This window comes from Sphingomonas cannabina, from assembly GCF_021391395.1.
GTDB classification, from domain to species: domain Bacteria; phylum Pseudomonadota; class Alphaproteobacteria; order Sphingomonadales; family Sphingomonadaceae; genus Sphingomonas; species Sphingomonas cannabina.
Genome location: NZ_CP090059.1, coordinates 1,692,269 through 1,714,781 on the forward strand (window position 1 = coordinate 1,692,269; position 22,513 = coordinate 1,714,781).

Sequence of the window (22,513 nt, forward strand, 5' to 3'; positions counted from 1 at the left end):
CGATTACTTGACGGTGATGATGAGATCGTCGTTCGTGGTGCCGACGTTCGCGCGGTAGGAGATGGTCACCATCATCTCACCGCCGTCATTGCTGACGGTGATCGCGGTGATCTGAACATGGGCCATGTCGAGGCCGACGATGTTGCCGGCGACGATGCCGTGCGTGAACGCGAGCACCGTCTGCGCACCGCTCCTGAGCGACGCGTAGTAGTTCTTGGCCGTTATCGTCGTCGCTACGCCGACAATCTGCCCGGTGATCGCGTGGTTGCCGCGGCGGATGTAGTTGGCGCCGACGAGATTGCGGGTGGCGATCTCCGCGTTCACCGCCCCCGTGAACGACTGCATCACGAGGGCAAAGCCGTCGAGCGTGAACTCGGTATTGGCGGTGTTGACTTCGAGCGGGTCGATCCACCGGTCAAGATCTGGCTCGCCCGGCACGGCGTCGGCGATCTCGCTGCCGGGCGGCGGCAGCAAGCCGGTGAACTCGTAATTCCAGAACGGATAGCTGCCGGCCGTGATGTTCCAGCCGAACGTGCCGCGGGCGCCGAGGCTCTTCGCCAGCTCAGTACCGATGTACGAATGGGAGGTGAGCGATGACAGCGCCACGCCGATCGGCGCGAACTTCTGTATGGCAGTCGCGCCGGCCGTCAGCACGGGGGCAAGCATTCCGCACGCCTCATGCAGCTCCATCCATGGCGCAGCGGTGCCCGCTGCGCCGGATCCGGCCATCTCGACCTCGAAGCTGTAGGTCTGGCGCGCGTTCGTCGCCGCGTCGGGCGAACCGCCGCGCACCGGGCGGTCGAGGTTGCGCTCCAAGCGATCGGTGACGATCGGCTGACGCTGGAAATTGCGCGTCAGGAATGCATTCGCCTCCGCGGTCGGCGCCGCGTCCTGCGCGTAGACCAGCTCTTTCTTGGCAAGCAGAATTGGGGACCAATCGACCATCGTCAGGCTCCTTCGATCTCGGCAGGCACGCGATCGGCGCCACCATCATCATCGATCGGGGCGCTGCGCTCGGGCGGAAGGGACACGCCGTCCCAATCGTCGGGAAACCGCTCGGGATCGGCGGCGCGCAGTTTCTCCAGCACGCGACGACGGGCAGGGCCGACCAGCGGCAGGCCATGCTCGTCGAGCTGGTAGCCGTTGTGGTCGACCGGACGGGGCTGCGTCGGCTCCGCCTGGGTCGAGCGCTGCTCGGTGACGATGGTGGAGGGCCGCTTGGCCATCAGCTTGCCTTTCTCAAATGATACGGGGCCATAACCCTGACCTCCCACACGACTGCGCTTCCGCCAGCGGAAGACAGGCGCTGGACGAGGCGCCCGCCGCGGTAATCGAACGGGCGCGACGCCTCCGGATGGGTCCAGCCGACCACGATGTCCTTCACGCGGTCGGTCTCGGTCTTGACGTCCTCGGCGATGCCGGCGGTGTGGCGGCGCGACGCATCGAGGACGATCATGATCGACAGGCCGGCGTACACGAGCTGGTCGCGGCGGCCGGAGAGCTTGTTGCCCTCGGCGTCCTCGCTGATCGGCACGACGGCCAGGTACGGCATTGCCCGCGGCGCTTCGCGCAGATCCGCGAACTCCAGCAGGCCCTCGACGTTGCGATAGCCGCCCTGCTTGAGCTGCTCGACCACAGGGGAAAGAGCCAGGTGCATCAGGTCGCACTCCCACGGAATGCCCGCGCCAGGTGCTCGCTGATCGACCCGATGGCGTAGTCGGTGTCGGCGGCGGTCCAGCCGAGATACGGACGCGCCGGGATCACCACCTTCGCCAGGATCCTGCCGGCGAAGTGCAGCGCCTGCTTGACCCGCGGAACGATGGTCCCGCCGAACTGGTGAATGCGGGCATAGATGGCAGCGCCGCCCGACCGCTCCGGCCCCGCCGCGGCATGGGTCGGTCCCCAATCCTCGACGATCGAATTGACGAGATCGCCGGAGAGGACGAGCGTCTTGCCGCCTTCTTCCTTCGCCCGCTCCGACGGCTTCCATGGCCGGCCGTCCGGCCCGGTGCTGGTCTCGAAACGATCGCGCGCCGCGTCGGCCAAGTGGCCGGCGATGTCGCGCATCGGTGCCGTCATATCGAGTGCTGCGTCGATCGCGCGCTGGAACGCGAGATCGAGGTCGTCCTCGATCTGGAACTCGACGCGGAACGGCTCGCTCACGTCAATAGTCCTGCAGCAGGTCAGGATAGGCGCGCCGGCCGGGCGCGATCAGGACGGGATTGTCGCTGACGGCCGGCGTCGGCGGCGCGGCTTCGCCGAGCGGCAGCGCGCCCGACTGGATGCGCTCCAGCGTCCGCATCGCCTGCTTGGCGTCACCGGCGACGCCATCCGGCGCGCCGCCAGGATACAGCCTGGCGCGCGCGATGTCGGTGATCGCCATCGCGACGATGGTCGGAACCGTCGCCAGCGGCACAGCATAGCGGCCGGCGAGGTGCGCGTCGGCGAGCCCCTGGGCGTAGGTCAGCGCCTTGATCACCATGTCGCGATCGATTCGGCCGGAGCCATCGGGATCGGTGGCGCGCACCACCTCCTCCAGTCCGACCGCCTTCACGAATTCCGCGATCGAGAGATACGGCGCGCCGCCGTCGGGGAGCTGCCAGCTTCCGTCGATGACGACGAGGTCGATCTCGCTTTCGAGGATCTGGCCATCGGTATCGCGCACGCGGACGGTGACGAGGTAACGCTCGCCGTCCGTGCCGCCCGAGACCTCGACTTTGAGCCGGCCGGCGACGAGCAGCCCTTCGTAGCTCAGCGGATCCGCGCCGGGGACCAAGCCGCGCGCGATAGCGACGATGTCGACCAGCTCGGCGAGATCCGCGCGCGTGTCGAACGCCGGCACGAGCTGCAGCGTCTCGCCCGGCTGCTTGATCTGCGCGGTGATCACTTGCTGCCTCCGCCATAGCCGAGGCCGGTCAGCGCTTTGGCGACAAGGTTCCAGACGTGCTCGCGCAGGCGCGGGTGGCGGAGCACCTTACCCTCGCGCTGCACTCCGCCAGTCAGCATCGCCCGCTGCAGCGCCTCGGCCGACCGGCCGCGAAGCGTGCGGACGCGGTAGTCGCCGAGCTGCTGGGTGCCGCCGATATTGTCGAGCGTCATGCGCGCCAGCTCGGTGACGTCGCCGGTCACCGCGGACCATAGCTCCACGCGAACGACGATCATCAGAACGGCATCTCGTCTTGATCGTCATCGTCGAGATCATCCTCGCCGGCCGGGCCGGTGAGCTGCGGGCGATCACGATATTCGACCGGGCGAAGGGGACGGAGCGTGACATGACGTGCCGCGTGGCGGGCGATGTCTTCACTGACCGGACGAAGCGAATAGACGGAGGCGACGCCGTATAACTCGGTCACCACCTCGCCATCGGCGCCATGGATGTCGACGCGCAGCATCTTGCCGCCCGCGATCTCGACTTCTTCGACGAAGCCGGGCCGCTGGCGATGGCCCATCAGTTCGAGGATGGCCCAGCCGGAGAAAGCGGACGTCATTTCGCCCTCTTTGCAGTCAGACGGCCGAGGCCGTCAAAGGCCAGCCAGAGAGCCGCGAGCAGGGCGATGGCTGGCCAGAAAATGGCCGTAACGATCGCCGCCGCAGCGCCTATGTCAGCCTTCAGGTCGATGGCGATAAGGGCGGCGATTGCCAGCCATGCGATGATAAGGGCGCAGATCATGGTCAGGATGCCTTTGACTTGGCACCGGAGGGCGCCTTGGGCTTGCCGGCACCCTTGCCGCCCTGCGACCCAGCCGGAGGCGGCGGAGGCGGCGGAGGCGGCGGAGGCGGCGGAGGCGGCGGAGGCGGCGGAGGCGGCGGAGGCGGCGGAGGCGGCGGAGGCGAAGGCACTCCGCGATCGTCCGCCTCACCTTCGGCGACCACCTGCCCAGGAATGAGCGAGACAGCCTTCACGGCCAGGAGGGGTGCGGCGGTGTCCTCGTCGAGCTCGATCGTGCTCTCGGCCGGGACCGGCTTTGGCCGGATGCCGCGCAGAGGCGTGTGAACAAGATACCAGGGCATTGCAGGTTCCTTGCAAGTCGGGCGCAAGCGGGCGGAAAGGTCGGAGCTGGGGCGCGCCACCGCGCCCGAAAGGCGTCGCTACCCCAGCTCCTGCACCGTCGACGCCGTTACGCCGCGTCGACGGGATCAGGGGTCAGGGGTCAGGGGGCCGGAGCCGCAATCGCGTTCTGGATGAGGAAGCCGGCGTCCGGGCCGACCAGCTCCGGCGAATATTCGTCGAACACGTTGTTGAGCCACGACCGAACCTTGTTGTCGTAATAGGCGGGCTCGACGAAGGGGTGGCCGCGAAGCTGGTAGGTGTAGCCGTAGCCCGGCAACTTCATGTTGCGCTGACCGGCCGGAGGCACATAGGCGAGGATGACGTCGCGACCCCAGATGTCGACGGGACCATTGTCGTCGTCGTAGATCGCGTCGCCGATCGCCAGCGTATCGACATCGAAATAGGCGCGCAGCATCTCGTTCGTGACAGTCGAGGAGTTGGTATACTTGAACTGCTCGACGATCTTGGGGTGCTTCTTGAGCTTGGTCGCGACCGAGCCGGGAAGCCCCAGGGTGTTCCCCCGGCGACCCGTGCGGGCGCGGATGACCTCCTTGGCGTCGCCGATCAGCATACCGGGATCGCTGTCCGGATTGTCCCACTGATCGCCCGCGGCCAGCGCGGTCTTGTTCGAGGCGGCGTAGAGCGCAGCGTTGCGCGCCAGCTCCGCCTGCGCGATTTCCTTCTCGAGCCCGATCACGGCGAGCACGACGTCGACGTTCTCGCGCAGCAGATCGATCTCGGGAACCTTCTCGGCTTCTTCCTGATGCTCGATCGGCGTCTTCGCCGCGAGCGCGTGCTGGTGGAGGGCAACCGGCTTGCCCTCATAGCCGAAATCGATCTCGCCGATGGTCGCGCCCGGCGCGCGCTTGGTCTTGCGGCGACGGAAGCTGGCGCGATCGAACTCGATGCGCTTGGCGGCGCGGGTCGGCATGTCGACGGTCGGAAAGAGCAGATGACCGATGAACTCGGCGTTGGTGTAGCCGCGGACATGGCCGGTAAGGATCGGATCGACGACGCGAGCCTGGTTCGGGGACATCATGGATGAAGGTTCCTTCTACGGGGACTGTGCGGCCGGCCGTCAGACGAGCGCGGCGGTGGACGGGAACAACAGCACCTCGGCGATGCCGGCGCCGGACGTGCCGCCACCCGGCACGACGCGCGCGACCACGGCACCGGTCGTCGCGACCTTGCCGATACCGTTGGCGCCGACCTCGATGTTCTCGCCGGGATCGACGGCCTCGCTGACCTCCACCTTGGAGGTGCCGAGCACCTTGACCGGGAACTCTTCCCCGATGGCGGCGTCGAAGTCGCTGACGCCGAACGCGGCCTTTCCGGCCGCAGCGTGGGCGCCACCGAAGTTGACGAAACGATGGGCGGCGACCGCGGCCGAAGCGGTAGCGGTGAGAATGAGAATGGGGGTCTGCTGCATCGGTCTATCCTGCTGCGATTGAAGGGGGCGGGATCAGCTCGCCTGCTCGGCCTGGGCGCGCTTGAACGCCTGCCAGTAGGAGAGGCTCGGCTCGGCGGCCTGGATCTGCTGCGCACGCACCGCGAGCTGCGCGGCGCCGGTGTCGAAGCTGTAGCCGGCGGGGGCGGCGAAGCTCACGGCCGCAGCGGTGTCATCACCTTCCGATTTGGCGGCTTCGCCGAGCGCGACGATCGGCTGCGCACCGTCGAACAGGCTCTTGAACGCGTCGACCGGCGCCAGCTCGACGGCACTGTCGCCTTCGCCGAATGCGACGACGTCGAGCACGGCGAGCTGGTCGAGGAGGCCGACAACCTTATCCTTGGCGGCCGGCGCCAGCTTCACATCGGCGATCAGCGCCTCGGCGAAGGCGACATGCTCGTCATGCCGCGCCTGCGTTTCGCGCTGGGCGAAGGCCGCCTCCTTGTCGCGGATTTCCTGTTCGCGGGCCGCGAGCGCGGCTTCACGTTCGGCGAGCGCCTGCTCGTCGGGCATCGTGTTCTCCTCTGCAAAGTCCAGGGTGATCGCGCCGCCGTCGTCGGCGTCGGAAAAGGATACGGTGCCCAGCCCCTTGATCGCGGGCGCGGCGGCGCCGAGGAAGCCGATGTGCTTGAGATACCACTTGCCCGGCTTGGGGTTCGCGGGGTGCTTGGGCGGATAGAAGCTCGGCGAGATCTTGCGGTAGCGCTTGGCGCGCACCGTCTCGGCGAAGGCGGGCTCGACGTCGGTGCCCATGGCGACGATGGTATCGCCCTGCAGCTCCAGCGCGCCGGCCCAGCCCCACGCGGGATCGTCCGTCTTGGGATGGCCGATCACCAGCGGCGCCGGATCGCTCGCGGCGTCATAGCTCTCGACGATTTCGGCAAGCTCGGCCGCGCCGAACGTCACAGTCTTCCCGTGAATGTCGGTAAACGTGCCGGGTTTCAGGATCTTGATGGGCGTCGGGCTATCCATGCCCGCCGCTCTAGGGCGCGGCGCTCCGGCTCTTTGCCTTCCGACAACGGACGCCCGGTTACGATTGCTAGATCGCGACCGCGACCGCTATGCTTTCTGGTGGGGCAAAAGAAAAGGGGGTGCGGGAAATGGTCGGTCTGCGGGAATGGGAAGACGACCGGCCCGATCCCCGTCACCCCATGAGGACGCTGATATGGTGGGTCGTGGTCACAGCGCTCATCAGCTTTCTGCTGATCGCCGGTCTCCGCGGCTGGTGACGCACTAGGCCCGAGAGATCGAGGTTCTCGCTTCCTGCTCCGCTTCGCGGGTTTTCGGGCGCCAGGGCTCACGGGCACCAAGATCGCGCTCGTCGACGCCGAAGAAGCGAGCAAGCTTGCCGCGCTCGTCTTCGGGCAGGCGCTTGGGCGATCCCCGGCGCAGATACTGCTGGATATAGGCCGGGTTACGGTCGAGCATCTTGGACAATGCGGCCATGCTGGCGTCGCTGTTCTCGATCAGCGCTTCCAATCGGGCTCGTTCTTCCACCGGGCTCACGATGCCAACCACTCCCGTTCCGCGTCTTCCAACGCCTCGAATACGTCGCCGTCTACCTCGAAACTCGCGAGGAAGCCCGACAGATGCACGCGCACCCTATGCGGGTCGCCGTCCACGGGGAAGCCGGGATCGCGCGCCGCCTTCGCCGCCAGCTCGCCGACCCAATCGTCACGTGTAGCCTGACCCGTGAGCCAGGCGCCGAACGCTGATGCCATGTTCACCTCCGTTGATGAGAACGGATCGGGAACATATGCGAGCCCGCCAGTGAGTCGCGAGTCCTTTTTCGCTTGCCCTTGGATCAATGTGGCGTGTGCGCCCCGCACAGGCCCGTAGAACGCATTCCCGCACCGGATGCGGGGCTGGATAGGTCCGAGAGCGGGAATTGCGCTCTACGGGCAGGATTCGGCTACTGCGGAATCGCCAGCGACGCCGCGGTTGTTGGGACAACCTTCGCGAGCAGCGCAGCCTCCTTGCTCGCGCTGCAGGCGTTCACCGCCTTCGCAATGGCATCACGAACCGAGGGCGTTTCCCCGAATATCTGGAACGAGGCATCCACCTGACGGCCATTGCCTTGGTGGACGCGGACGAGGAACCGCCCGGCCGAGAGCATACGAGATGCGAAAGCCGCGACCTGCTCGGCATCGTTGATGTCGGCCGACACGTCGTCGGTCTCCCACATCCCGTTCAAGGGCGGATCGTCGTCGAACCGGTGCTGCACGACATCGCCGCGGTGGATGTAGACCCGCGACCGCGGTCCCGGCTGGAACCGCACGAACATGCTCTGCGACTTCACATCGCATCCGACGTAGAGGAGTGATCCGGTGGCGTTGCGGCTCACTGCCGCGACCGTCTCCTGATCGGTCATCGGATCCTTGACCGCCGTGTTCGCGATCGGCTGGTCCTGCGCCACTGCCGCCTGGAGCAACAAGCCCGCGATAATCGTGATCATAGCCGCTTCACCGCCATTTCTGCCCTGGCCACCACCCTAAACCTCTCCTGGTCGGCGGCGAGATCGATGACGATATCGCCGTAGCTCGGATTGGCGCTCTTCAACCGGACTTGCCCGCCCTCGATCTGGATCCGCTTGATCATCAGCGCGTCATCCAGCCGCACGACATGCATACCGTCAGTTAGCGTCGACTTACCGAGGTTGATCAGCGTGAGATCGCCGTCGCGAAGATCGGGCTCCTGGCTGTCGCCCTTGACCTCGACCAGCCGCAGCAGCGACGGGTCGCCGAACTGATCCAGCCACTCGCGCGGAAACGGCCACCTTCCAACCGCCTGATCTTCATCGAGGGCGAATCGGCCGGGGCCGGCGCTGACCTGAATATCATTCACCGGAACGTTGACGATCGACTCCGCGAGGGGGTCGGTGCCCTTGAGAATGTGATCCTCGGTCGTTCCGATCACGTCGACGATCGCCTTTAACCGGGCCTGACCGGGATCCGATTTGCCCGCCAGGATCCGCTGCAGGGTCGCGATCGGAATGCCCGATTTCTCAGCGAGATCGGGCTGCTTGCCCCATTCCCTTGCGAGCATCCGGAGACGCGCAGCAGCGGCCTGCGTCCACTCCCACATCACGACAGCCCCAAAAATGATGTTGACACGTCTTTGGTGTCTCTACATGATGTTTTCACATCACAACGATGACGGGTGAACATCAAATTGTCTGACTGGCATCCAGAGGACATCAAAGCAGCGATCCGGAAGAAGGGGATTACGCTGGCCGACCTCGCTCGCGATGCGGGGATGGCTGGTAACGCGCTGCGGCTCGCGCTCAGCCTTCCGCGAGCGGAAGCCGAGCGCGTCATCGCGGCGGCGCTCGATTTGCATCCCATGGTGATCTGGCCCTCCCGGTATCATGCCGACGGCCGGCGTAAGCAGCCGCAGCCTGCGGATAACTACCGGGCCGCTCGCCGCTTCGGCAATGCCGAATCGCTGTCCCACGCCGAGGCAGCGGTATGACGGCCCCTACCCACGCTTGGGTGCTTGACCTGGTCCTGCGCGACGGGACCGTGATGCTCGCGGTCACTGAGCCTGTCAGCGGCATGGTGGAGCTGGAGCCGATCAGCGGATGGTCTCTGGCGGACGCGACGACGGCGCTGCGCAATGTGATTGCGCGCACCGCGCCGCGTACCCCGCAGACCATCATCACCGACCGCGGCCGGTTCTTCGCCGGTCTCGGCGAAGCGATGGGCATCGAGCAGCAGTTCACGACCTTCACTGATCAGCGCCGCCTGGAGCGGCTCCAGGGGCCATCGAAATGAGCCTGCTGGGGGGGACACATCTCAGCGCGCACGAGATCGCGATGCTGGAGCTGGAGGGGTTGCCCGCCACGCCGCAAGGCGTCCGTATTCGCGCGGAGCGCGAGGGCTGGCGCTGGATCGAGCGCTCCGGTCGCGGTGGTGGTCGCGCCTATGCCGTCGCCGATCTGCCCGAGACGGCCCGCCGCGACTATAACGACAGGTGGGCGAACGCCACGCCGGTTGCACGCCGCGGACGGCCCAAGGGATCCGACTATTGGAGCGCCAATCCGGACGTAGCAGACGCTGTTGAGGCGCTGATCGCCGAACGGCCGCTCTCGGCCGCGGTGATCCTCAAAGCATTGAAGTGCCGCTTCGCCTCCGCGCGCCTGCCGTCGCGCCGATCGCTGTCGCGCTATATCGCACGGTTGGAAGCCGAGAAGCCGGCGGTGCTCGCCAGCTTCCGCGATCCCGACGAGTATCGCAGCAAATACCGCGTGGCGATCGGCCGCGCCGACGCGAGCGTCACCCGCGCCCATCAGGTTTGGGAAATCGACACCACGAAGGCGGACGTGCTGGTACGCGAGGGGCGCCGGTCGATCCTCGGCATTATCGATGTCTATTCGCGCCGCGCCCGTTTCCTCGTCGTGCCGAGCGAAAGCGCGCAATCGGTGCGCCGGATGCTGGTCACCACCATCCAGGCGTGGGCCGTGATGCCCGAGGTGCTCAAGACCGACCACGGCTCCGGCTTTATCAATCAGTCGATCTCGTCGGCGCTGCCGCTGCTCGGCATCGAGCATCAGCCCTGCCCGCCGGGCTCGCCAGAGAAAAAGCCGCATATCGAGCGCCTTTTCGGCACCTTCACCCGCGATCGTGCCGAGCTGCTCGCCGGCTATATCGGGCACTCGGTCGCGGAGGCTCAACGGCTTCGCGCCCGCGCGAAGTCGATCACCGGCCGCGCCGTCGTCGTTCCGGAGATGAGCGAAATCGAGCTGCAGGCCGTGCTCGATGCCTGGGTCGACGGCGAATACCATCAGCGGGTTCACGGTACCATCGGCGTCGCACCGGTCGCCCGCTTTTTCACGCCCGGCCACACGCCGGCCGCCGCTCCTGACGAAGGTCGGCTCAAGCTGGCACTGTCGGCGCTGATCGGCACTGCAATCGTCGGCAAGCGCGGTGTCCAGTGGAAGCGGGAACGCTATTGGGCGAGCGAGCTGGCGGCGTGGGTCGGCCGGCCTGTTACGCTCCGCCGCGACGAGGACGATCTCGGCGCCATCTTCGTGTTCGACGAGGATGGTCGTTACATCGCGACTGCCGTCAATGCCGCTCGGTCCGGCCTGTCTGAGGAGGCTTTCGCGGCCTCGGCCAAGCGCCACCAGGCAACGTGGATGACCGAGCAGCGCGCCGCCATCCGCGCGAAGCAGCGCAAGTTCAGCATCGAGGACGCGCGTGGCGAAATCCTTCGGCACGACGCCGAGCAGGCGGGCAAGCTCGCTTATCTGCCGACGCGCGCGGAGCCGCGGTCGACACCGCTCCTCGACACACCGGTGTCCGACACCTCGCGCCTGCCGAGTGCCGATGCGGTGCAGAAGGCCGAGCGCCTCCTCACCCAGCCGAAACGTGGCGCCGTCGCGAGCATCGAACAGCGGATCGCCGAGACTGACCGCGTCCTGGCCGACCTGGCAGCCGGTCGCCCGGTCGACCCGGAAGCCCTCGCCGCTGCCCGGCTGTTCGCCAGCTCCTCCGAATACCGCGCCGACAAGATCCTGCGCGGCGAATTCACCGCGCGCGGCCCGCGCGCCCAGCACCTCCCCCAGCTCAAGGAGAGCCGTCTATGACCAATATTACCCATCTCGCCGACACGGCCCGGAGCGGCCCGGCACAGCTCACCAACATGCGGTTGGCGATGTCCACCATGCTGGACTGCGTCGACGCGCCCGAGGGCTCGCCGCGGCTCGCGGTGTTCCACGGCCCGTCCGGCTATGGCAAGTCGGTGGCGGCTGCGCACATCGCCGCCCACTTCCGCGCCGGCTACATCGAAGCGAAGTCGATCTGGACGCAGCGGACACTGCTCGAAGCGATTGCCGTCGAGCTGGGGATCGTTCGCCTCGCTCGCACCGGGCCGCGACTGCTCGAACAAATCATCGAGCAGCTTATCCACGACCCGGTACCGCTCGTGATCGACGAGATGGACCATCTGGTCAAAAAGCAGTCGGTCGAGATCATCCGCGACATCCACGACGGCGCCCGCGTGCCGGTGCTGATGATCGGCGAGGAGAGCCTACCCAGCAAGCTCAAGGAATGGGAGCGGTTCGACAATCGCATCCTGGTCGCCACGCCAGCCCAGCCAGCGACGATCGCGGACGCCCTCCTCTTGCGCGACCACTACTGCACGCGGGTTCACGTCGAGGACGAGCTGGTCGAGGACATCGCGACCGCCTGCAAGGGCGTCACGCGGCGTATCGTGGTCAATCTGCAAGAGGCGCAGAAGGTGGCGCTCGGCACTGGCAGCGCGACGATCGGGCGCGACCTTTGGGGTGACCGCCGCTTCCGCACCGGTGACCTTCTGCCGCGGCGGGCCGCGTGATGCCCGCCGCTCGCCGGGCTCCGACGTCGGTCGCGGGGCGCGTGTGGAACGCGCTGCTCGGCGCCGACGCGCCCTTGTCCGCCCCGGACTTCGCAGCCCTCACCGGCGCCGACCTGTGCGCCATCCACAAGCCGCTCCGGGCGTGGGCCGGTGCCGGCATCATCCTCAAGATCGACGGGAGGCCGCAGCGCTACCTTATGGCCGCACAAACGGAGCGGAGCCTGACCCCGCCGACCGTGCATCACGACGGGCGTATCGCGATCAGGCCGCGTTCGTCGCGTGAGAAGATCTGGAGCGCCATCCGCGTGCTCAAGACTTTCGACGTGCCGCAGCTCATGCTGGTCTGCGGCGTGAAGCGTGGCCAGGTGCTGGAGTTTCTCTCAGCGCTCGACCAGGCCGGCTACGTTCGCCGGCATCCATGCCAGGCGGGGGAAAGCCCCCGCTACACCCTTCTTCATCGTTCGGGTCCGCGACCGCCGAGCATCACGCGCTCGCTCAGCGGCGGTCGTTGGACGCGCACCCTGGTCGATCCGAACACCGGCGCGCGCGTACCGCTAGCCGGCCGCCCGAACACCTCTTCGGCGCCCCGTGCGGGCGGGGTGGTGGGTTAACCATGTTTGCTAACCAAACCAACCTCGACAAGGCGCACGCCGCGTGGGGCGCCGATCTGCCCGAGTGGGTGAAGATCCTCGCCGAGGCGTGCGACCGCACCAATCAGCGGGAGGTCGCCGACCGGCTCGGCAAGTCCGGCGGCTACGTCAGCCGGATCATCCGGCGCGATTATGCCGGCAGCTACGACGAGGCCGAGACGCTGGTCCGCGCCCGCCTTGGCGCCGAGGTCGTCGCCTGCCCGTTGTGGGGCGAGATCCCGCTTTCGAGCTGCTTGAAGCTCCGCCGCCGCAAGGCGCCGCCCCAAAACCACATGCACCACGCGTGTGCCCGCACCTGTCCTGACTGCCCCAACAACACCGACCGCAACGACCGCGCGAGCGGCGAGGAGGACTGACTGTGACTACCGCCCTTGAAGATCTGCAGAACCTGATCGGTGATCTCTCCGCCGATATCGCCGGCAAGCGCCGCTATGGCCGCGTCGAGCAGGAGCGCATCCGCCGCCGCCTCGACGGCGCGCTGCGCGAGCTGCGCGACGATCGCCGCGCCGCGGTCGTCGCCAGGATGGCGCTCGCCGACCTCTGCGACGCGGTCGAGGCAGGCACGGCGAATATCGCCGGCCTCGCGAAGCGCACACGCGCTCAGGTGATCGCCGACGCGATCGATCCTTCGCATCAGCCCAACTGAAAGGACGTTGCAATGCCCGAGCACCGCCCGAATTTCGAGACCGACCTAGATCCGGTCACCCGCCAACCGAGGGTACGCTTCAACTTCGCGAACGGCTGGACCGCGTCGATCGTCGTCCGCACTGACCCTGATGGCTTCGACGCGATGATCGCGAGTGTCGCAGCCTGCCCGACTGGTCGTTGGGGGACCGGCGCCACCGAGATCTGCGAGACCGAGGCGTTCCCCGACGAGGCGATCGATTGGCTTCTCGCAATTCGCTGCCGTCCGCCCGTCCAGGCGGACACCGATGGGGAGGACGCATAATGGCGACCATCGAAATCCAGCACGCGATAAGCCGCCCGGCGCTCGACCTGGCCGGCGCGTTCGCGATGCAGATCATGAACAACCGCTATCGCGACCAAGCAATCGAGCGGGACGGTAGCGTCTTCTTCGACCGGTGGTTTCTCGCCCGGAAGGCGATGATCCCGCTGTTCGGGCACCACGATGCCCCGGTGTTCGAGATCCCGAGCGAACTGGAGAACCTCTATCTCCACCGCTTCCTCCGTTCGGATACTGAGGAGCCACACGATCATCCCTGGCCGAACGCCAGTCTCGTGCTCGCTGGCTCCTATGTCGAAGACGTCTACGACATCGACGGGCTGACTCTAGCCTATTCGCGGCGGCGCCGGCCCGGTGACATCGTTCTTCGCGATGCCGGTGACATTCACGCCATCACCCAGGTCGAGCCCGGCACTGTCACGCTCTTTGCGACCATGCCGAAGATCCGCGATTGGGGTTTTCACACTCACGACGGCTTCGTGAACTGGCAGGACTTCGACGCGTGGAAGCGCGGTCAGGTGGGCGCGTGATGGAGAACGGCGTCTTTCTCCACTGGAGCACCGACAAAGCCCGGATCAAGGGCTTCTCTACCGCCAACCGCGGTCGGACAACGACCGTCAAGATCGAGTTGGAGGTGTCGGACCACTACACCCTCGGCCGGATCCTGAGCGAGCTGCAGGAAGCGCAGGGTAAGTCGCGCCGCCAGGCCCCGTCCATGAATGGCAAGCGCGGCCATGTCGTTATCGATGAGTTCGATTCGCTGCCCGAACCGCAGCGGCGCCTCTCAGCTCCCCGCCTCGCGCTGCCGGCACCCGCAGGTCAGGAGAACGACTGATGCCGGGCGCCACCAACGCGATCGTGTTCGACGCGGACATCGAGGCCCGCCTCAGCAGGCTGGAGAAGGCCATGGCGCGCCTTCTCGGAACGCCTCTGGCGCCGGTCGAGAGCCTGCCGCCGGGAGTATGGCGCGGCCTCGTCGCTGACGCGTCGAATCTCTTCGGCGTCAGCGCGGCCGAGATCATGGCGGATGGCCGGCGCTTTGCCGCGCTACGCGCCAGGTACGCCATCTCCTGGGTGTCCCAGGAGGCGACCAAGCTCAGCCTGACCGAGGTCGGCCGTCGCCTCGGCGAGCGCGACCATACGACCATCATCCACGCCCTCGAACGCGCAAAGGAGCTGCGGGGAACGGACGCCAATTTCCGCCGCGCCACCGACGAGCTGCTCGAAGGCTTACTCGAAAGGTTATCGTCATGATGGCCGTCCCCACCCTGACCATGAGTGGCTTTCGGCCGCTTTATCAGACGGGCATCTGCTGCCCCGCCTGCGGCACCGCCAACTGGATCATCGGGCGCAGCTCCGCGGAATGCGGGCGTTGCGGATCGGCGCTGCCGCTCGCCCCGCGCGTGCTGGAGCGTCGCCATGACTAGGTCGTTCGCCCAGCTAGCCCGGCGCACGGTGGCAACCAGCGACGGCAAGTCCGAGAGCCGCAAGAAGCTGATGATTGCGGTGCGCGCCGCGTGCAATCGCCTCGGCCTGGACGATGACGCCCGCCGCGACATCCAGCAGGGCATCGTCGGCAAGGCGTCGATGTCGGATATGACGATCGCCGAGCTGGGCAAGGTGCTCGACCGGCTCAACAAGGATTGGAAGGGGCCATCCGGTCATCGCGCCCACGTCGGCAAGATCCGCGCGCTATGGTGGTCGCTCTACTGGCTCGGCGCCGTCGTCGAGCCCAATGACGCCGCAATCGACAGCTTCGTCCGCCGCCAATCCGGCATCTCGGCGCTGCGATTCCTCGACCACCGCAACGCTTCGTCCGTGGTGGAGGCGCTCAAGAGCTGGCTGGAGCGCGAGGGTGTCGATTGGCAGCACCACGGCACCGGTATCGGCGCCGAGCTGGCCGACCGCATCGCCGTCGCACATGCGATCTGGCGGCGCCTGATCGACCAGGGCGTCGTAGGCGTCGGTGCCGGGCTCGGCCGCTACTGCTCGGCGTTGATCGAGCTGCCGGCCGACGATCGCAACTGGTCGCGCCACGAATGGGATGCGGCGATCAAGCTGATCGGCAAACGCCTGCGCAAGGAGCTTGGCAGGTCATGACCCAGGCGAAGCACCTGCCTGCGAAGGCCAGGCCATCCGGCGCGGCGGCACTGGCGCGCCTACGCAGCCATCCGCGCGCCAGGTTGCCGAAGCTGTGGGAGCTGCCGATCCCCCGCGACGTTCAGCCCGGCCGGGGCTGGACCAGCCAGATGCGCGAGATGGCCGACCATATCGGCGCCTACGCCACGCTGACGATTGTCGCGACCTTCGGCGGCGAGCAGCTCCGCGTGCCCTACAGCGCCGAGCGTTCGCCCTTCCGCAACATCCTCGATCAGGAAACCGTCGCGACGATCGCGTCGGTCTACGGCGGCAACCGCATTTCAATTCCGGTCGCGCGCACCGCCGTCGACACCGCCCGACGCGCCGTCGTGATCGCGGCCGTCCGCGCCGAGAAACTGACCGCTGCCGATGCCGCGCGGATCATCGGTACCAGCCGCACCTACATCTCGCATCTTGTCAACGGGACCGACGAAGGTCAGAACACCGATCTCGCCGCGTCGGTCGACCGGCTCGAGCCGCAGCAGCGCGACCTTTTCGCGCTCCTTCTACCAGCGAAGTAACGGCGTCCGTCAGCGGAAGGCCGATCGTCGCGTACCGATCCCGCATGAAGCCCTTGGCTTCAATCCGCGGGGGTTCGCGTGTCCGTGTTCGACTACATCCAGGCGATCTGGCCCTTCCTGTCGGGGGTCGCGCCGATCGTATGCGCCGCTCTCGTGCTGTGGCTCCAGTCGATGTTCCCCACCAAGGCGAACATCACCGATCTCCAGGCCGCGCTGGACGCGAAGCTCAAGGGCATGGAGCAGCGGCTATCGGACAAGATCGACGAGCACGAGGAGCGCCTGGATACCGGCTCAAAGAAAATGGCCGATCTCGACAAGCGGCTGGCGCTTGAAGAGGACGACCGTCGCCAGGCGCCGACCCGCGCGGAGATGGCGGCACATATCGCGGACCTCCAGGCTGGCTATGCCCGGCTCGAAGCCAAAATCGACGGGTTCGGCCGCCTCCTCGAAACGCAGAACGAATATCTGCACACCCTGATCGAGCAGGGGCTGAACGGAGCGCGGAAGTGATCCCGCCCGTCATCCTCCCGATCGTCCGTCGCGCCATCCTCGATCTGCTCGACGCGATCGGCGGCGAGCAGTCGGACGACACGCTGCAGCTCCAGCTCCTGCAGCTCGGTCACCGCGTCGCCCGCCGCGATGTCGCCGAGCAGATGCGCTGGCTTGCCGAGCACGGCCTGATCGAGATCGAGGATCTGTCCCCGTATCTCGTCGCCCGGATGCTGCCCGACGGCGTCGATGCCGCTGCCGGCCGTCTGACGCTGGACGGTATCGGCCGCCACAAGACCGGCAAGCCGGTCGGCACCGCGAGCTGATCGATGGCCCGGTCGAAGGTCGAGCAACTCCCGCCCGAGATCCTGTCGGCAGTCCACGACGCGTTGAAGCGCGGCGAGACGATTGACGCGATCGTCTCCCTGATCCGCGATATGGGCGGCGAGGCGTCGCGCTCCGGCGTAGGCCGCTATGCCAAGGGCTTCGCCGAGCTGGCGCGCGAGCAGCGCAACATGCGCTCGATCGCCGAGGCGTTCGGGAAGGAGTTCGGCACCGAGGACGATCTCCAGACCCGAATGATGGTCCAGCTCATGACCAGCGTCGTCACCCGCACGATCATGCCGATCGCGATGGGTGCCGACGAGGACGGCGAGCAGATCGAGATCGGAGCGCTGGAGCTGTCGCGGCTCGCGAAAGCGGTGAAGGACGCGACCTCCGCGGCCAAGATCGATGTCGAGCGCGAGGCGAAGATCCGCGAGGAAGCTGCCAAGGCCGCGCGCGCCAAGGCGGCCGAGGATGCCGACGCCGCCGGCCGCGCTGCCGGCGCCAGCGAGGAAACGCTCAGCCGGATCCGCGCGAAGATCCTTGGGATCGAGGCATGACGCCCGAGCCGCTGATCAGCATCGTCCGGGGCTCGGGTCACCCAGCGCCCGGAGCGATCTCCGCACTTGCGCTCCGCCTGGCCGATTTCGCATCGCGGCTCGGCTTCCGTGTCGGGAAGATCGAGGCGAGCCGGTTCACCAACAGCAACTCGCGCTATCTCAACCTCTTCGACAAGCGCGGTCATCGTTGGCTGATCCGCGTGTCTGACCATGGGCTGCGTCGAACCAACCACGGCCGCCCTATCCCGCACGTCTCCTACACCTCGCTCGACGGTGAAGCCGGCTACGATGAAGTCTGTCGCATTCTCGGTCGCATCGTCGCTGGCGGTGTGGATTGGCGCGATCCCAACGAGGGCGTCCGTCAGCCGCGCCGCGCACGCCTTGGGCGCCGGTACGGAGGCGGCCGATGAGCGCCGCCGACGCCAACATTCCTGCGATCCTGCTTCGCTATCAGGTTGAGGCGATCAACCTCTTCAACGCAAACAGTCTGTTCGTCGAAGAGAAGTCGCGTCGTACAGGTCTCACCTATGGTTTCGCCGCCAACGCGGTGGTCAAAGCCTCCCCGCGGGTGCGACCAACCAACACCTACTACATCGGCTACAACCGCGACATGGCGCGTGAATTCATCGCTTATTGCGGTGATTTCGCGAAGGCGTTCAACGAAGCCGCGTCCGAGCCCGACGAGTTCCTGTTCGACGACGGCTCCGAGGAGGGCATTCTCGCCCTCCGGATCAACTTCCCATCCGGCAAGTCGATCGTCGCCCTCTCGTCCAGGCCACGCTCGCTGCGCGGTATGCAGGGCGACGTCATCATTGACGAGGGCGCCTATCACGACGACCTGGAGGCGGTGCTCACCGCCGCGCTCGCCTTGGTCATGTGGGGCGGGCGCGTCGCCGTCATCTCCACCCATGCCGGCGCCGACAACGACTTCAATACGCTGATCGAGGACATCCGCTCCGGCAAGCGGGAGGGTGTGGTCCACCGCACCACGCTGAAGGACGCCCTTGAGCAAGGGCTCTACAAGCGCATCTGCCTGGTCACCGGAAAGAAATGGTCGCCGGAGGCCGAGGCCGAATGGGAGCGTAAGCTCCGCGCCACCTACGGCGAATCGGCGGCCGAGGAGCTGGACGTGATCCCGGCCCGCGGATCCGGCACCTATCTGCCGCGCGCGACGATCGAAGCGTGCATGACGCCGGACTACCCGGTGGTCCGCCTGACGCTGGAGGATGGCTTCGAGCGCCGCGATCGTCAGTGGCGCGAGACCTATATCGCCGACTGGCTTCACGACATCGTCCGGCCGCTGATCGATAAGCTCTTCGATCCTAATCGGCGATCCTTCTTCGGTCAGGACTTCGCGCGGTCGAGTGACCTTTCGACGATCGCCTGTGGCCAGATCGATCCCGCCGCGATCCTGCACAACCGTCTCGGCATCGAGCTGCGCAACGTGCCGTTCCGCGAGCAGAAGATGATCCTCGACTATCTGTGCCGGCACCTGCCGATGTGGACGGCCGGCAAGATGGACGCCCGCGGCAATGGCCAGCAGCTCGCCGAGGATATGCAGTCTGATTGGGGCTTCGACCGGATCGAAGCAGTGATGGCGACCCAGCAGATCTATCTCGCCCGGATGCCGCGCATGAAAGCGCGCTTCGATGATGGCACCATCCTTGTTCCGCGCAGCGACGGCGTCGTCGACGATCTCCGCCTAATCAAGATGGTCAAGGGCGTGCCGATGATCGTCGATCGAACCGACGACAAGGCAGACGGAGCGAAGGGCAAGCGCCACGGCGACTACGCCATAGCGCTCATGAACCTCGTCTGCGCGGCGGACGAGGATATCCAGCCCATCGATCTTCACACGGTCGATAGCCGCCGCGTCACCGCCTCCGATTTCGCGGTCACCACCACCGGCTTCGGCACGATCGTCCGTCACGACAATTTCGGCGCGCGGGGAGGCTGGTGATGTCTCCCAGGGAAGCATGGAGCAAGCTCGCCGATGAGGAAGCGAAGGCGCTGGTCGCGGTGCTGGAGGGTGAGGGACGCAAGGTCCACGTCCTCGTCACCGCCATCGAAGGGGATGAGGTCACGCTCATCCGAGCAGTGAGCGACCGTACCACCCGTAGCGATGCGCGCGGGATCCTCCAGGCGCTCGATCACGAGCGCGACCGCATCGCGGCCAAGATCGAGAGGAATAGCTGATGGCACAGGCTCCCCGTTCCTGGGGCGGGTGGATGCAGCGTGGTGGCATCGCCCGCGTGCCCGCTGATCTTGCCGGCGAGATCGCCACCACCCGCGACGGTCGCGACATCACCCGCCCATGGATCTCCGAGCTTGAAGAGTCGCCGGATCCGCGCATCACCAATGCGATCGATTGGGGCCTCTACGACCGCGTCCTGCTCGACGATCAGGTCAAGTCGTGCATGGAACAGCGGATCCGCGGCGTCGTCGCGCGTGAGTGGAACGTCGTTCCCGGCGACGACCAGGATCCGCGCTCCGTCGCCGCTGCAGATGGTCTCAAGAAGGCGATCGAGCGCGTAGGCTGGGACCGGATCACCGAGAAGAAGCTCTACGCCGTCCTGTTCGGCTATTCGGTCGCCGAGCTGATGTGGGCGCCGATCGACGGGCAGTTGGCCTGGTCGAAAATCCGCGTCCGCCATGCTCGCCGCTTCCGTTACGACAAGGATGGCCGGCTGCGGTTGCTCACCCGCGCCAACATGCGCGGCGAGATCCTGCCCGACCGCAAGTTCTGGGTGACCACCTCGGGCGGTACCGACGACGACACCACCTATGGCCGCGGCCTCGCCGAGTGGCTGTATTTCCCCGTGCTGTTCAAGCGTAATGGCGTGCGCTTCTGGAACATCTTCCTCGACAAGTTTTCGGTCCCCACCGCCAAGGGCACCTATCCGCGTGGCGCCAGCCGCGACGATCAGATGAAGCTCTTGGCCGCGGTCCAGGCCATCGCCACCGATAGCGGCTTCGTCGTGCCCGAGGGCATGGAGGTCGAGCTGTTGGAGCTGGCGAAGAACGGCGCCGATTTCGGCGCGGCCTGTCGCTACATGGACGGCGCCATCGCGAAGATCATCCTCTCGCAGACCATGACGACGGATGCGGGCGCGGCCGGCCTGGGTTCCAACCAGGCCAACGTGCATGAGGGCGTCAAAGATGAGGTCGTCATCGCCGATGCCGACCTGTTGACGGACAGTTTCACCGGCGATGCAGAGACCGGTGGTCCCGCCCGCTGGTACACCGATTTCAACTTCGGCACTGACGTCGCTGCGCCGCGTGTCGTGCGCGTTGCCGAGGAGGAGATTGATCTCAAGGTATCCGCCGAGACCGACGAGGCCATCTCCCGCCTCGGCTGGACCCGAACCGAGGAGAGCTTCCGCGACGTCTATGGGGACGGCTACGAGCGGAAGGAGCAAGCGGATACGCCGCCCGCACCGCCCGCCGCTCCGGCCGTGGTCGAAAAGCCCGGCACGGCCGATGACAATCGCGTCGATCCGACCGTGGCCGGCGCCGTGGCATTCGCGGCCAGCGATCCCAAGACGCTCTATGTCTACCGCCGTCTGCTCAACACCGCCGACGTCGTCGAATGGGCGCGCGGGCAGGGCTTCGCGTCGATGGTGCCCCCGACCGACCTCCACGTCACCGTCGCCTACTCCCGCCGCCCGGTGAATTGGTTCGAGATGGCGCAGGAATATGGCGCCGAGCCCAAGCTGGAGATCCCGGCCGGTGGGCCGCGTGTCGTCGATCGGCTTGGCGAGCGGGCGATCGTGCTCCATTTCGCGTCCAATAATCTGTGCTGGCGCAACCGGGAGATGCGGGACAAGGGCGCCTCCTGGGACTATCTGGAGTACTATCCGCACATCACGCTCACCTATGCGGGCGACGATCTCGATCTCGCCGCGATCGAGCCCTATCGCGGCGAGCTGGTCTTCGGCCCAGAGATCTTCGAGCCGCTCGACGAAGGCTGGAACGACAAGCTTATCGAGGTGAGCTTCGCCGAGCCGGCCGCGCCGCGCGACGTGATCGACGAGGCCGTCGACACGATCATGGCCGACGAGGGCTGGCGCGAGCTGATCGGACCGATCGTCGACCCGCTGGTCGAGCAGCTCCAGGCCGCGACGTCGCGAGACGACGTCATCGCCATCCTCGCCCGCGAGGCTGAGCTGGCCGGCGACCAGGCGCTCATCGAAAGCCTCGCCCGCGCCGGTTTCGCCGCCCGCATCGACGCCCTGACCGACAGCTCGGAAGAACGATGATGCAGCTCGACCTATTCGGCAGCAAGCGCGTGCTGATCGGCTGCGAGCGATCCGGCATCGTCCGCGATGCCTTCCTGCGGCGCGGCTTCGATGCCTGGAGCTGCGACGTTCTGCCCGACGAGCGCGGCAGCAACCGCCACATCCGAAACGACGTGCGCAACGTGCTGCCTTGGGGCTGGGATCTGTTGATCATCGCTCACCCGCCTTGCACGCGCCTGTGCAATAGCGGCGTCCGGTGGTTGACGGCGCCTCCGCCCGGTCGCTCCTTGGCCGAAATGTGGCGCGAGCTGGAGGAAGGCGCCGAGCTGTTCTCGGACCTCTGGAACGTCCTGAATATCCCGCACGTCGCGATCGAGAACCCGATTATGCATCGGCACGCGCGGGAGCGGATCGTCAACTATGCGCCGCCGCAGATCGTCCAACCATGGTGGTTCGGCGATCCGCAGTTCAAGGCGACGGGCCTCTATCTGCGCAACCTCCCGCCGCTGGTACCGACCCGGATGCTGACCCCACCCGCGCGGGGCACGGACGCACATCGACATTGGTCGCGCGTTCACCGTCACTCCGGGTGGGGCAAGCACGGTGAAGCCAGGGGGCAGGAGCGTAGCCGATTCTTTCCGGGCATCGCCGCGGCGATGGCTCAGCAATGGGGTGACGCCCTCGTCGATGAAATGAGGCTGGCAGCATGACAACCACTGACAAGCAGGCGCCTTCAATGCATCAGCGCGCGGTCGAGAAGCACGGCGAACTCGCGCGATGCCCGATGTGCGACG

General features: G+C 66.7%; 37 protein-coding genes. 22 read left to right on the plus strand and 15 right to left on the minus strand.

Annotation, left to right across the window (positions count from 1 at the left end; translation table 11 throughout):
* Window positions 1–3: 3 nt before the first annotated feature.
* The 15 genes from LZK98_RS08150 to LZK98_RS08220 form a co-directional block, all read right to left on the minus strand.
* Window positions 4–945 carry a hypothetical protein gene (locus LZK98_RS08150; protein ID WP_233785920.1) on the minus strand — a complete coding sequence of 314 codons (942 nt, stop codon included), beginning with the start codon at window positions 943–945 and terminating at the stop codon, window positions 4–6.
* A 2-nt stretch (window positions 946–947) separates the two neighbouring features.
* Complete coding sequence (locus LZK98_RS08155) at window positions 948–1,226, minus strand: hypothetical protein (RefSeq protein WP_233785922.1); 279 nt, start codon at window positions 1,224–1,226, stop codon at window positions 948–950.
* Complete coding sequence (locus LZK98_RS08160; RefSeq protein ID WP_233785924.1) at window positions 1,226–1,657, minus strand: phage tail terminator protein; 432 nt, start codon at window positions 1,655–1,657, stop codon at window positions 1,226–1,228. The genes LZK98_RS08155 and LZK98_RS08160 overlap by 1 nt, the downstream gene beginning before the upstream one ends.
* Window positions 1,657–2,163, minus strand: coding sequence for a phage virion morphogenesis protein (locus LZK98_RS08165; RefSeq protein ID WP_233785926.1), 507 nt, complete (start codon window positions 2,161–2,163; stop codon window positions 1,657–1,659). The genes LZK98_RS08160 and LZK98_RS08165 overlap by 1 nt, the downstream gene beginning before the upstream one ends.
* 1 nt (window position 2,164) lies before the next feature.
* A complete protein-coding gene (locus LZK98_RS08170) occupies window positions 2,165–2,887 on the minus strand; it encodes a DUF1320 domain-containing protein (protein ID WP_233785927.1) in 723 nt (240 codons plus the stop codon).
* Entirely contained in the window at window positions 2,884–3,162 is a 279-nt protein-coding gene (locus LZK98_RS08175) for a hypothetical protein (RefSeq protein WP_233785929.1), read from the minus strand. Before LZK98_RS08175 ends, LZK98_RS08170 begins: the two co-directional genes overlap by 4 nt.
* Window positions 3,162–3,488: a hypothetical protein gene (locus tag LZK98_RS08180; protein ID WP_233785930.1), complete on the minus strand. Its 327-nt coding sequence runs from the start codon at window positions 3,486–3,488 to the stop codon at window positions 3,162–3,164. Before LZK98_RS08180 ends, LZK98_RS08175 begins: the two co-directional genes overlap by 1 nt.
* A complete protein-coding gene (locus LZK98_RS08185) occupies window positions 3,485–3,670 on the minus strand; it encodes a hypothetical protein (RefSeq protein WP_233785932.1) in 186 nt (61 codons plus the stop codon). The genes LZK98_RS08180 and LZK98_RS08185 overlap by 4 nt, the downstream gene beginning before the upstream one ends.
* Window positions 3,671–4,151: 481 nt before the next feature.
* On the minus strand, window positions 4,152–5,090 hold the full coding sequence (locus LZK98_RS08190) for a hypothetical protein (protein WP_233785933.1): 939 nt from the start codon (window positions 5,088–5,090) through the stop codon (window positions 4,152–4,154).
* A 39-nt stretch (window positions 5,091–5,129) separates the two neighbouring features.
* Window positions 5,130–5,480, minus strand: coding sequence for a capsid cement protein (locus LZK98_RS08195; RefSeq protein ID WP_233785935.1), 351 nt, complete (start codon window positions 5,478–5,480; stop codon window positions 5,130–5,132).
* A 33-nt stretch (window positions 5,481–5,513) separates the two neighbouring features.
* Window positions 5,514–6,470, minus strand: a complete 957-nt coding sequence (locus LZK98_RS08200; RefSeq protein ID WP_233785936.1) for a hypothetical protein — start codon at window positions 6,468–6,470, stop codon at window positions 5,514–5,516.
* Window positions 6,471–6,731: 261 nt separating this feature from the next.
* A complete protein-coding gene (locus LZK98_RS08205; protein WP_233785938.1) occupies window positions 6,732–6,977 on the minus strand; it encodes a hypothetical protein in 246 nt (81 codons plus the stop codon).
* Window positions 6,978–7,000: 23 nt separating this feature from the next.
* Window positions 7,001–7,219 carry a hypothetical protein gene (locus tag LZK98_RS08210; RefSeq protein ID WP_233785939.1) on the minus strand — a complete coding sequence of 73 codons (219 nt, stop codon included), beginning with the start codon at window positions 7,217–7,219 and terminating at the stop codon, window positions 7,001–7,003.
* A gap of 191 nt (window positions 7,220–7,410) precedes the next feature.
* Complete coding sequence (locus LZK98_RS08215) at window positions 7,411–7,914, minus strand: hypothetical protein (protein WP_233785941.1); 504 nt, start codon at window positions 7,912–7,914, stop codon at window positions 7,411–7,413.
* A gap of 35 nt (window positions 7,915–7,949) precedes the next feature.
* Complete coding sequence (locus tag LZK98_RS08220; RefSeq protein WP_233785943.1) at window positions 7,950–8,582, minus strand: LexA family transcriptional regulator; 633 nt, start codon at window positions 8,580–8,582, stop codon at window positions 7,950–7,952.
* A 75-nt stretch (window positions 8,583–8,657) separates the two neighbouring features.
* Between LZK98_RS08220 and LZK98_RS08225 the strand changes: the two genes are divergently transcribed.
* The 22 genes from LZK98_RS08225 (at window position 8,658) to LZK98_RS08330 (ending at window position 22,429) form a co-directional block, all read left to right on the plus strand.
* On the plus strand, window positions 8,658–8,969 hold the full coding sequence (locus LZK98_RS08225) for a helix-turn-helix domain-containing protein (RefSeq protein ID WP_233785945.1): 312 nt from the start codon (window positions 8,658–8,660) through the stop codon (window positions 8,967–8,969).
* Window positions 8,966–9,271 carry a hypothetical protein gene (locus tag LZK98_RS08230; RefSeq protein ID WP_233785947.1) on the plus strand — a complete coding sequence of 102 codons (306 nt, stop codon included), beginning with the start codon at window positions 8,966–8,968 and terminating at the stop codon, window positions 9,269–9,271. Before LZK98_RS08225 ends, LZK98_RS08230 begins: the two co-directional genes overlap by 4 nt.
* Entirely contained in the window at window positions 9,268–11,085 is a 1,818-nt protein-coding gene (locus LZK98_RS08235) for a DDE-type integrase/transposase/recombinase (protein ID WP_233785949.1), read from the plus strand. The genes LZK98_RS08230 and LZK98_RS08235 overlap by 4 nt, the downstream gene beginning before the upstream one ends.
* Window positions 11,082–11,834, plus strand: coding sequence for an AAA family ATPase (locus tag LZK98_RS08240; RefSeq protein WP_233785951.1), 753 nt, complete (start codon window positions 11,082–11,084; stop codon window positions 11,832–11,834). The genes LZK98_RS08235 and LZK98_RS08240 overlap by 4 nt, the downstream gene beginning before the upstream one ends.
* A gap of 41 nt (window positions 11,835–11,875) precedes the next feature.
* The gene (locus tag LZK98_RS08245; RefSeq protein ID WP_233785953.1) at window positions 11,876–12,445 is read left to right on the plus strand and encodes a hypothetical protein; all 570 of its coding nucleotides are present in this window, start codon (window positions 11,876–11,878) and stop codon (window positions 12,443–12,445) included.
* A gap of 2 nt (window positions 12,446–12,447) precedes the next feature.
* Window positions 12,448–12,840 carry a winged helix-turn-helix domain-containing protein gene (locus LZK98_RS08250; RefSeq protein ID WP_233785955.1) on the plus strand — a complete coding sequence of 131 codons (393 nt, stop codon included), beginning with the start codon at window positions 12,448–12,450 and terminating at the stop codon, window positions 12,838–12,840.
* 2 nt (window positions 12,841–12,842) lie between these two features.
* Complete coding sequence (locus LZK98_RS08255) at window positions 12,843–13,130, plus strand: hypothetical protein (RefSeq protein ID WP_233785957.1); 288 nt, start codon at window positions 12,843–12,845, stop codon at window positions 13,128–13,130.
* Between the two features lie 12 nt (window positions 13,131–13,142).
* Window positions 13,143–13,433, plus strand: coding sequence for a hypothetical protein (locus LZK98_RS08260; protein WP_233785959.1), 291 nt, complete (start codon window positions 13,143–13,145; stop codon window positions 13,431–13,433).
* Window positions 13,433–13,978 (plus strand): hypothetical protein, encoded by a 546-nt coding sequence (locus tag LZK98_RS08265; protein WP_233785961.1) that lies wholly within the window; start codon window positions 13,433–13,435, stop codon window positions 13,976–13,978. Before LZK98_RS08260 ends, LZK98_RS08265 begins: the two co-directional genes overlap by 1 nt.
* Window positions 13,978–14,283, plus strand: coding sequence for a hypothetical protein (locus tag LZK98_RS08270; protein WP_233785962.1), 306 nt, complete (start codon window positions 13,978–13,980; stop codon window positions 14,281–14,283). Before LZK98_RS08265 ends, LZK98_RS08270 begins: the two co-directional genes overlap by 1 nt.
* Complete coding sequence (locus LZK98_RS08275; RefSeq protein WP_233785964.1) at window positions 14,283–14,702, plus strand: helix-turn-helix domain-containing protein; 420 nt, start codon at window positions 14,283–14,285, stop codon at window positions 14,700–14,702. The genes LZK98_RS08270 and LZK98_RS08275 overlap by 1 nt, the downstream gene beginning before the upstream one ends.
* Window positions 14,699–14,875 (plus strand): hypothetical protein, encoded by a 177-nt coding sequence (locus LZK98_RS08280; RefSeq protein WP_233785966.1) that lies wholly within the window; start codon window positions 14,699–14,701, stop codon window positions 14,873–14,875. The genes LZK98_RS08275 and LZK98_RS08280 overlap by 4 nt, the downstream gene beginning before the upstream one ends.
* Window positions 14,868–15,548, plus strand: coding sequence for a regulatory protein GemA (locus LZK98_RS08285; protein WP_233785968.1), 681 nt, complete (start codon window positions 14,868–14,870; stop codon window positions 15,546–15,548). The genes LZK98_RS08280 and LZK98_RS08285 overlap by 8 nt, the downstream gene beginning before the upstream one ends.
* Entirely contained in the window at window positions 15,545–16,108 is a 564-nt protein-coding gene (locus LZK98_RS08290; protein ID WP_233785970.1) for a hypothetical protein, read from the plus strand. Before LZK98_RS08285 ends, LZK98_RS08290 begins: the two co-directional genes overlap by 4 nt.
* Window positions 16,109–16,186: 78 nt before the next feature.
* Entirely contained in the window at window positions 16,187–16,618 is a 432-nt protein-coding gene (locus tag LZK98_RS08295; protein ID WP_233785972.1) for a DUF2730 domain-containing protein, read from the plus strand.
* The gene (locus LZK98_RS08300) at window positions 16,615–16,923 is read left to right on the plus strand and encodes a hypothetical protein (RefSeq protein WP_233785974.1); all 309 of its coding nucleotides are present in this window, start codon (window positions 16,615–16,617) and stop codon (window positions 16,921–16,923) included. Before LZK98_RS08295 ends, LZK98_RS08300 begins: the two co-directional genes overlap by 4 nt.
* A gap of 3 nt (window positions 16,924–16,926) precedes the next feature.
* A complete protein-coding gene (locus LZK98_RS08305; RefSeq protein ID WP_233785975.1) occupies window positions 16,927–17,481 on the plus strand; it encodes a phage protein Gp27 family protein in 555 nt (184 codons plus the stop codon).
* Window positions 17,478–17,891, plus strand: coding sequence for a hypothetical protein (locus LZK98_RS08310; protein ID WP_233785976.1), 414 nt, complete (start codon window positions 17,478–17,480; stop codon window positions 17,889–17,891). The genes LZK98_RS08305 and LZK98_RS08310 overlap by 4 nt, the downstream gene beginning before the upstream one ends.
* The gene (locus LZK98_RS08315) at window positions 17,888–19,441 is read left to right on the plus strand and encodes a hypothetical protein (protein WP_233785977.1); all 1,554 of its coding nucleotides are present in this window, start codon (window positions 17,888–17,890) and stop codon (window positions 19,439–19,441) included. Before LZK98_RS08310 ends, LZK98_RS08315 begins: the two co-directional genes overlap by 4 nt.
* Window positions 19,441–19,677, plus strand: a complete 237-nt coding sequence (locus tag LZK98_RS08320; protein WP_233785978.1) for a hypothetical protein — start codon at window positions 19,441–19,443, stop codon at window positions 19,675–19,677. The genes LZK98_RS08315 and LZK98_RS08320 overlap by 1 nt, the downstream gene beginning before the upstream one ends.
* Window positions 19,677–21,740: a phage portal protein family protein gene (locus tag LZK98_RS08325; RefSeq protein WP_233785979.1), complete on the plus strand. Its 2,064-nt coding sequence runs from the start codon at window positions 19,677–19,679 to the stop codon at window positions 21,738–21,740. Before LZK98_RS08320 ends, LZK98_RS08325 begins: the two co-directional genes overlap by 1 nt.
* On the plus strand, window positions 21,737–22,429 hold the full coding sequence (locus LZK98_RS08330) for a hypothetical protein (RefSeq protein WP_233785980.1): 693 nt from the start codon (window positions 21,737–21,739) through the stop codon (window positions 22,427–22,429). Before LZK98_RS08325 ends, LZK98_RS08330 begins: the two co-directional genes overlap by 4 nt.
* Window positions 22,430–22,513: the final 84 nt, after the last annotated feature.

Excerpts from the sequence above, each read along its gene's own strand:
- LZK98_RS08150 (WP_233785920.1), bottom strand. The coding sequence starts at position 945 with ATGGTCGATTGGTCCCCAATTCTGCTTGCCAAGAAAGAGCTGGTCTAC.
- LZK98_RS08155 (WP_233785922.1), bottom strand. The coding sequence starts at position 1,226 with ATGGCCAAGCGGCCCTCCACCATCGTCACCGAGCAGCGCTCGACCCAG.
- LZK98_RS08160 (WP_233785924.1), bottom strand. The coding sequence starts at position 1,657 with ATGCACCTGGCTCTTTCCCCTGTGGTCGAGCAGCTCAAGCAGGGCGGC.
- LZK98_RS08175 (WP_233785929.1), bottom strand. The coding sequence starts at position 3,162 with ATGATCGTCGTTCGCGTGGAGCTATGGTCCGCGGTGACCGGCGACGTC.
- LZK98_RS08180 (WP_233785930.1), bottom strand. The coding sequence starts at position 3,488 with ATGACGTCCGCTTTCTCCGGCTGGGCCATCCTCGAACTGATGGGCCAT.
- LZK98_RS08185 (WP_233785932.1), bottom strand. The coding sequence starts at position 3,670 with ATGATCTGCGCCCTTATCATCGCATGGCTGGCAATCGCCGCCCTTATC.
- LZK98_RS08190 (WP_233785933.1), bottom strand. The coding sequence starts at position 5,090 with ATGATGTCCCCGAACCAGGCTCGCGTCGTCGATCCGATCCTTACCGGC.
- LZK98_RS08195 (WP_233785935.1), bottom strand. The coding sequence starts at position 5,480 with ATGCAGCAGACCCCCATTCTCATTCTCACCGCTACCGCTTCGGCCGCG.
- LZK98_RS08200 (WP_233785936.1), bottom strand. The coding sequence starts at position 6,470 with ATGGATAGCCCGACGCCCATCAAGATCCTGAAACCCGGCACGTTTACC.
- LZK98_RS08210 (WP_233785939.1), bottom strand. The coding sequence starts at position 7,219 with ATGGCATCAGCGTTCGGCGCCTGGCTCACGGGTCAGGCTACACGTGAC.
- LZK98_RS08220 (WP_233785943.1), bottom strand. The coding sequence starts at position 8,582 with ATGTGGGAGTGGACGCAGGCCGCTGCTGCGCGTCTCCGGATGCTCGCA.
- LZK98_RS08230 (WP_233785947.1), top strand. The coding sequence starts at position 8,966 with ATGACGGCCCCTACCCACGCTTGGGTGCTTGACCTGGTCCTGCGCGAC.
- LZK98_RS08235 (WP_233785949.1), top strand. The coding sequence starts at position 9,268 with ATGAGCCTGCTGGGGGGGACACATCTCAGCGCGCACGAGATCGCGATG.
- LZK98_RS08240 (WP_233785951.1), top strand. The coding sequence starts at position 11,082 with ATGACCAATATTACCCATCTCGCCGACACGGCCCGGAGCGGCCCGGCA.
- LZK98_RS08250 (WP_233785955.1), top strand. The coding sequence starts at position 12,448 with ATGTTTGCTAACCAAACCAACCTCGACAAGGCGCACGCCGCGTGGGGC.
- LZK98_RS08260 (WP_233785959.1), top strand. The coding sequence starts at position 13,143 with ATGCCCGAGCACCGCCCGAATTTCGAGACCGACCTAGATCCGGTCACC.
- LZK98_RS08265 (WP_233785961.1), top strand. The coding sequence starts at position 13,433 with ATGGCGACCATCGAAATCCAGCACGCGATAAGCCGCCCGGCGCTCGAC.
- LZK98_RS08270 (WP_233785962.1), top strand. The coding sequence starts at position 13,978 with ATGGAGAACGGCGTCTTTCTCCACTGGAGCACCGACAAAGCCCGGATC.
- LZK98_RS08275 (WP_233785964.1), top strand. The coding sequence starts at position 14,283 with ATGCCGGGCGCCACCAACGCGATCGTGTTCGACGCGGACATCGAGGCC.
- LZK98_RS08280 (WP_233785966.1), top strand. The coding sequence starts at position 14,699 with ATGATGGCCGTCCCCACCCTGACCATGAGTGGCTTTCGGCCGCTTTAT.
- LZK98_RS08285 (WP_233785968.1), top strand. The coding sequence starts at position 14,868 with ATGACTAGGTCGTTCGCCCAGCTAGCCCGGCGCACGGTGGCAACCAGC.
- LZK98_RS08290 (WP_233785970.1), top strand. The coding sequence starts at position 15,545 with ATGACCCAGGCGAAGCACCTGCCTGCGAAGGCCAGGCCATCCGGCGCG.
- LZK98_RS08305 (WP_233785975.1), top strand. The coding sequence starts at position 16,927 with ATGGCCCGGTCGAAGGTCGAGCAACTCCCGCCCGAGATCCTGTCGGCA.
- LZK98_RS08310 (WP_233785976.1), top strand. The coding sequence starts at position 17,478 with ATGACGCCCGAGCCGCTGATCAGCATCGTCCGGGGCTCGGGTCACCCA.
- LZK98_RS08315 (WP_233785977.1), top strand. The coding sequence starts at position 17,888 with ATGAGCGCCGCCGACGCCAACATTCCTGCGATCCTGCTTCGCTATCAG.
- LZK98_RS08320 (WP_233785978.1), top strand. The coding sequence starts at position 19,441 with ATGTCTCCCAGGGAAGCATGGAGCAAGCTCGCCGATGAGGAAGCGAAG.
- LZK98_RS08325 (WP_233785979.1), top strand. The coding sequence starts at position 19,677 with ATGGCACAGGCTCCCCGTTCCTGGGGCGGGTGGATGCAGCGTGGTGGC.
- LZK98_RS08330 (WP_233785980.1), top strand. The coding sequence starts at position 21,737 with ATGATGCAGCTCGACCTATTCGGCAGCAAGCGCGTGCTGATCGGCTGC.